General features: G+C 40.0%; 6 protein-coding genes and 2 pseudogenes. 6 read left to right on the forward strand and 2 right to left on the reverse strand.

Annotated features, from left to right (window positions below):
- Positions 1 to 156, reverse strand: a 156-nt coding sequence (locus V7K42_RS29000) for a helix-turn-helix domain-containing protein (RefSeq protein WP_442938623.1), incomplete at its 3' end; no start/stop codon positions are given.
- 245 nt (positions 157 to 401) lie between these two features.
- On the opposite strand from V7K42_RS29000, the pseudogene V7K42_RS23530 reads away from it, so the two are divergent.
- The 6 genes and pseudogenes from V7K42_RS23530 to V7K42_RS23555 form a co-directional block, all read left to right on the forward strand.
- Positions 402 to 755 (forward strand): annotated as a pseudogene (locus tag V7K42_RS23530) (transposase); the annotation flags it as partial.
- A gap of 42 nt (positions 756 to 797) precedes the next feature.
- Positions 798 to 896, forward strand: a complete 99-nt coding sequence (locus tag V7K42_RS23535) for a DUF1392 family protein (protein ID WP_334919696.1) — start codon at positions 798 to 800, stop codon at positions 894 to 896.
- A 506-nt stretch (positions 897 to 1,402) separates the two neighbouring features.
- A complete protein-coding gene (locus V7K42_RS23540) occupies positions 1,403 to 1,810 on the forward strand; it encodes a hypothetical protein (protein WP_334919697.1) in 408 nt (135 codons plus the stop codon).
- Positions 1,811 to 2,450: 640 nt separating this feature from the next.
- Positions 2,451 to 3,105 (forward strand): annotated as a pseudogene (locus V7K42_RS23545) (IS5 family transposase); the annotation flags it as partial.
- A gap of 305 nt (positions 3,106 to 3,410) precedes the next feature.
- Positions 3,411 to 4,286: a type I restriction endonuclease gene (locus V7K42_RS23550; RefSeq protein ID WP_334919698.1), complete on the forward strand. Its 876-nt coding sequence runs from the start codon at positions 3,411 to 3,413 to the stop codon at positions 4,284 to 4,286.
- 71 nt (positions 4,287 to 4,357) lie between these two features.
- The gene (locus V7K42_RS23555; RefSeq protein ID WP_334919699.1) at positions 4,358 to 4,720 is read left to right on the forward strand and encodes a hypothetical protein; all 363 of its coding nucleotides are present in this window, start codon (positions 4,358 to 4,360) and stop codon (positions 4,718 to 4,720) included.
- 424 nt (positions 4,721 to 5,144) lie between these two features.
- On the opposite strand, the gene V7K42_RS23560 is transcribed toward V7K42_RS23555, so the two are convergent.
- A complete protein-coding gene (locus V7K42_RS23560; RefSeq protein ID WP_334919700.1) occupies positions 5,145 to 5,363 on the reverse strand; it encodes a PEP-CTERM sorting domain-containing protein in 219 nt (72 codons plus the stop codon).
- Positions 5,364 to 5,522: the final 159 nt, after the last annotated feature.

Consider the following 5,522-nt stretch of genomic DNA (forward strand, 5'->3'; position numbering starts at 1 on the left):
AGAAGCTGGTAAGATATCTCTCAAAATCTTCACCCAATAGTTAAACGCATCATTAGCTTTAGTTTTTGATATATCAAATAACAAGCCTAAAATATCAAAAGTTGGTTTTTTTCGGAGGTAAACTAGACATAAACAAACTCCTTCTTTGGGAGACATTTCTGGTTTACGCCCGCCACCAGGAGCGATAATACGAACTTTGTTTTTTCAATTTCTGTTTGTTTCTGTTTATGTCGTTGCTCTGCCAAGACAACTAATGTTATAAACTGTTTATAGTTAATACCAATTAATTGTTTTACTGACTGGGTATGTGATTCAATTCTTATTAAAGGAATCGTCATCGTTGTTGCACTAATTTATTTATTCATATATCATTTTCTCACAAGTTTTATTTTAAGGATATGTCTATTGATTACCTACAATATCTGCTAGCTGACTCTCCCGATCAGCAATTACTAATTTTTTGGGATGGCGCTAGTTACCACCGTTCTAAAGAAGTTCGAGGTTTTTTGGACAAGGTAAATCTTGGGTTGTCATCTGAACAATGGAAAATACATTGCGTTCGCTTTGCTCCCAATTGCCCAGTTCAAAATCCCATTGAGGATATTTGGTTGCAGGCTAAAACATGGGTTCGACGTTTTTGTGCTTTGGTTCCAACATTTTCTCATTTAAAGTGGATGTTTGAGTGGTTTATCCGGCACACTACCTTTGATTTCGCTACTCTCCAGATGTACGGAGTTTTTTCAAAAATCAAATAGGAGTTCTATATCGGCACAAAGTATTTTGAAAGGAGCAAAACTATGACTAACCTTGTCCACGACTTAGAACAGTGCTGGTTCATATCTCCACCGTGGGGTCAACGAATCCCGCCTCTACTTGTCAAGAGAGCAACGCTCTAACAGTGAGGCGCTGAAACCTGGGAGGTATATAGCAAGTTTTCAGGATGCGATGACAACGAGAACACCGCAGGCATCGCAAGTAAAAAACCAGGTTTTGTTGAGAATATAGGGGGGTAATTGAGAATTAAACCCCGATCTCACTTATTTCATGGAGCTTTCCTTTCTTGAAGGGCGTATTGGGGGTGTGATTTATTCTGAGGAGACAAAAATTGGCTTAATTGCAGTGTCAGAGGATTATTTTACTACTAATTTGGTTAAGTATTCACGGTTCTCTGAAATGATTCAACTGTCGGTACTTAATCGCAACAAGCACAATTGAGAGTAGCATTAATTAATTAGGAATTCAGCTATAATTTTTCCAAATGATGATTTAATTGATGCGGTCAATGAACTATTGAGAAAAATCTTTTTCCTCATTTTATTCCATAGCCTTTATTTTATAATCAGAGCAAACATACTTATAATTATTTGATTGGTTTTCAGTTTTAAAAGGTGAAGGTATTAGTATGAACCGAACCATTTCAGGTGCATTGATTTCCAGCCTCATGGCTGTAAGCTTAGTAAGTGTCAGCTTAGTTCCGGCAGGGCAAGCATCTGCGGATGAACATATACTGCGAGATGTCGGTATTGGGGCAGGTGCAGGCGTATTATCTGGGACAGTAAGGAGACGTGGTTCGTTGCTAAATAATGCTATTAAAGGAGCTGCTGCTGGGGCAGCGGTTAATGCTGTCAATGGTACGAGGTCTAGATACAAAAGAAAGCATCGGAATTTAGGGCAAGATGTTGGAGTTGGGGCAGCAGCCAGTACAGTTACAGGTGCTGTGACTCGTGGTCGCAAAGATACCCTGGGGGACGCAGTCGATGGGGCAGTGGCAGGAGCAGCTATTCATCTTCTGACCAATGGTAAAAATTAATCATTGCTAGATTTGCCGAGAATATCTGACTTTTCTTGTAAGCAATAAAACTGCCCTGGCACAAGTCCAGGGCATTGCTTGAAAAAGCGATTCAATAAGGGACTTTTAAACTGTTGCCCCTAGTTTACATATAATTCGTTTAGTATGTAATATTCTTCAGCTAAAGTTTTGTACTTTATGCAAAAAGAACTAGAAATCTTGAAAACTTCATATTATAAGGATTAGACCCAATAAACCAAGCTCAATACAACCCCATCATTTGTATCCATGTAAACTAATGGTTATCACGCATTTAGTCAAGTGCTGCACCATCACCCCTTGTTACAACCGTAGGCTGTGGAGGGCGGTTGTAACAAGGGTATAGAAGAGGCGAACGCTTACGGTAGACGCACTTTCACAAAAATACTCTGCCGAGTTATTGACATCAATAGAGTATATAAATTTACTATAATTATCTTTTTCCAGCATTCAGTTTATACTGTTGCACCTATTTATACCTCTGTACAAGTACTGCAAATCTTGCCTACAGCGATCGCATGAAGCACTGCATGAGGTCAATCGCTCCCTCGTTGGGAGATTGGCTAAGTGCGAATAGTTTTCTAATTTTGTCAGCGATTTTTTCTAGTTCTAATACCTATAATATTGGCGCGAATATCGAACTTACTTTCATATAGCTCAAGATTGGCTCTTATCCGAATCCACTGTCTGCCGTATAGTACACCGGGTTGAAACTACGTTAGTTAGTTCGGGCAAGTTTCGTTTAGGAGGAAAAAAGTCCTTGTTGACTTCATCACAGAAACCGAAAACGGTTGTAATGGATGTGACAGAGAGCCAAATTGAGCGCCCTAAGCACGGACAAAAACGCTTTTACAGTGGTAAACAAAAACGACATACTCTTCATACTCAATTGATAATTGACCTGACAACGCGGGAAATTCGTTGTGTTGTCAACGGTTCAGGTCGTAAACACGACTACAGACTATTTTTCCTCAGCAAGGTACGTTTGTTTTCACCCCGATACAGAAAGCTTGGAGGATAGCGGTTATCAAGGAATTTCTAAGTTACATGCCAACAGTTCCTTGCCTCACAAAAAACCCAGAGGTGGTAAATTAACCAAGCAGCAAAAACAGTCCAACCGTGCTCTGGCTTGTCGTCGAGTAGTGATTGAACATATCAACCGCCGTTTAAAAGTGTTTCGCATTTTGAGTCAGCGCTACCGCAATCGGAGAAAACGATTTGGGTTGCGTTGTCACTTAATTGCTGGGATTTATAACTACGAACTTCAGAAAGCGTAAATTTCTCTGTTTGCTTAGTCAGCCCTTCACAATACCATAAAACTTTTTTGCAAGAGGTCTATTAAACAGAGCTAACTCCAACTATTCATCACAACATTACCAGCAATATTGGTAATGTGTAGCGCCAGATACAATCTTGTCTATTAACTTTAGCTTTGATAGTTACTATCAAGCCCTGTACTCCACCAAGAGTATACCAACCAATGCCAGTAACTAGGCACTAGCTTCTGCATTGACTCAAATTAAGTCTTTTACTGTCCATGAATCCAGCACAGCTAAAAAAAACAACTGCCAAAGCGAGTTGTGTGACAAGAAAACTTCGCCGCCGTTTTGATGTTACACAATCTGCCGTTACACCATCTTTGCTCACCTGGTTCGAGGTTATTGGCTACACAGTTTTGCTAGAATCTGACATTGCTTTAGGTAAGCATCAGGTAGGGCGGAGTAGTTATAGTGATGTGGTTTTGTATCAGCGTCTTCATAGGGCTTTGCAGAAAATTAACCCGAAAAAACCGGATGAAGCGATCGCCGCAGCTATCCATCAGATTACTTGTACAGAGAGTTCCGACTTACTGGAAAATAACCTTCGCTTTCACAAATTATTGACTGATGGTGTGGAAGTTGAATACCTGTATAACGAAGAAATAGTTCGTGACAAATTGTGGCTTATTGATGCGTCTAATCTACTGAATAATGATTGGCTAGCTATTCATCCCTTGACTGTAGTTGAGGGGAGTTATGCTCACTGTCCTGATGTAGTTGTCTTTATCAACGGTTTACCTTTGGCAATTATTGTCTCGAACCATCCAAGCAACGAACGAGCTACATTCCAAGCAGGTTATCGGCAAATGCAGTCTTACTTTCAACAGATACCGAAGCTGTTTTCTTACAATACCCTCCTAGTTATTACTTGCCAAAATCGGGCACGAGTCGGTACATTAACCTCAAGCTGGCAGGAGTTTTTACCTTGGCACACAATCGATGGTGAAGATTTTCCTTCCAAGGGCGCAACAGAACTAGAGGTGCTGATTCAAGGAGTTTTTGACAAACGGCGTTTTCTAGAGCAAGTATTGCACTTGATAGTGTTTGAGAAAAACGGAACCAGCATTAGTAAAAAATTACTTCGCCGACCTTTTTGCACTACAAAGCAACACAAAAAATCTTCGCGCCAAGGTTGGTAAATGCTGGGTTATCAGTGATTAGTAGAAAAACTAACTCACAATTATAAATTTCCCTTTCCTAATTACTTGTTATGAATAAATTCCCACTCCCCGCAGATGATTTACCTCCAACTGGAGCAACTATACTTAACGATTTGTTCTACAGACAGCTAGAAGAAGCTACTTGCAGGCGATTTTATCAAGTCTGCGGCCCACTCATGCGAGTTTTACTATCAAGTTGTCATTGGTATTTCAAGATAAATACTAGTCCTTTAATGTTAATCATTATTTGCTATGACATAGAAAGTTATCTGCATATAGTCGATGCTATTCCCCATTTGATCAAACAGTTGAAGCAGTTTTCTAACAAATCAAAAATTAACCTTTTTCCACCGGATAATAAAGGAGAACCTTGGGAAATAGAGATTGAAGAAACATCAGGTGATGCAGGTTAGTCAAGCACGGAAAGAAGACTTTTACTCTGAAATTATTGAGTCTCAAATTAGACTTGTTTCCTAGGAACTATTTGAGTGATAGAGTCAAAAATCCCACATGATTAGACCTTTTGCAAAAATCCTTGAATCACCCTTCCCCAACCCTCCCCGATGTGTTGGGGAGGGCGCAAGATTTCAAGTCTCCCCCCTTTATAAGGTCTATTCGACTTATGCAAGAGGTCTATTGAATGAATGTTTGCACTAGCACACCGCGACAATACCCCATTTTCGCTTATACAGAACTAAACCAACACTTAGAGATGCTATAGGACTCATATTTAATTTTTGAACAAAACTCAGTACACCTTTATTCCTTCTTCCCAGTCCCCAATCCCCAGTCCCTTACCTCTACGAGTGATTCAGAAATCAAATCGGATTACTATATCTACTGCGATACTTGACGATATCTACGCAATTTCCATGCTGTGAGAGAAGATAAGCCAATTAACAAGAAACCAGAGATTGATGGTTCTGGGACTTTAGTAATTACCAGCGAAAGATTATCTGCGTAAGCGTCGTTTACTCGTCCTCTGGCATAATTGGCATTCAGCAGTACATTAATTTGACGTGTACCTACAGGTACAGAGCCATCGGCTGACAGCAAAAATAAGCCTGTGGTGTTGTTTCTTTGCGCGGCAGTTGGTGAAGTAATACTTGCTATGCCTAGAGCATCAGTGAGAGGTTAAGATAATCGCACATTTGTCAAGAGGGTGCAGGAAAAGGCGATAAATCTAGCTTAGAGACTGGCTTTCGCAGATATTTA

This window comes from Nostoc sp., from assembly GCF_036917455.1.
In the GTDB taxonomy this organism is placed as follows: Bacteria; Cyanobacteriota; Cyanobacteriia; order Cyanobacteriales; family Nostocaceae; genus Nostoc.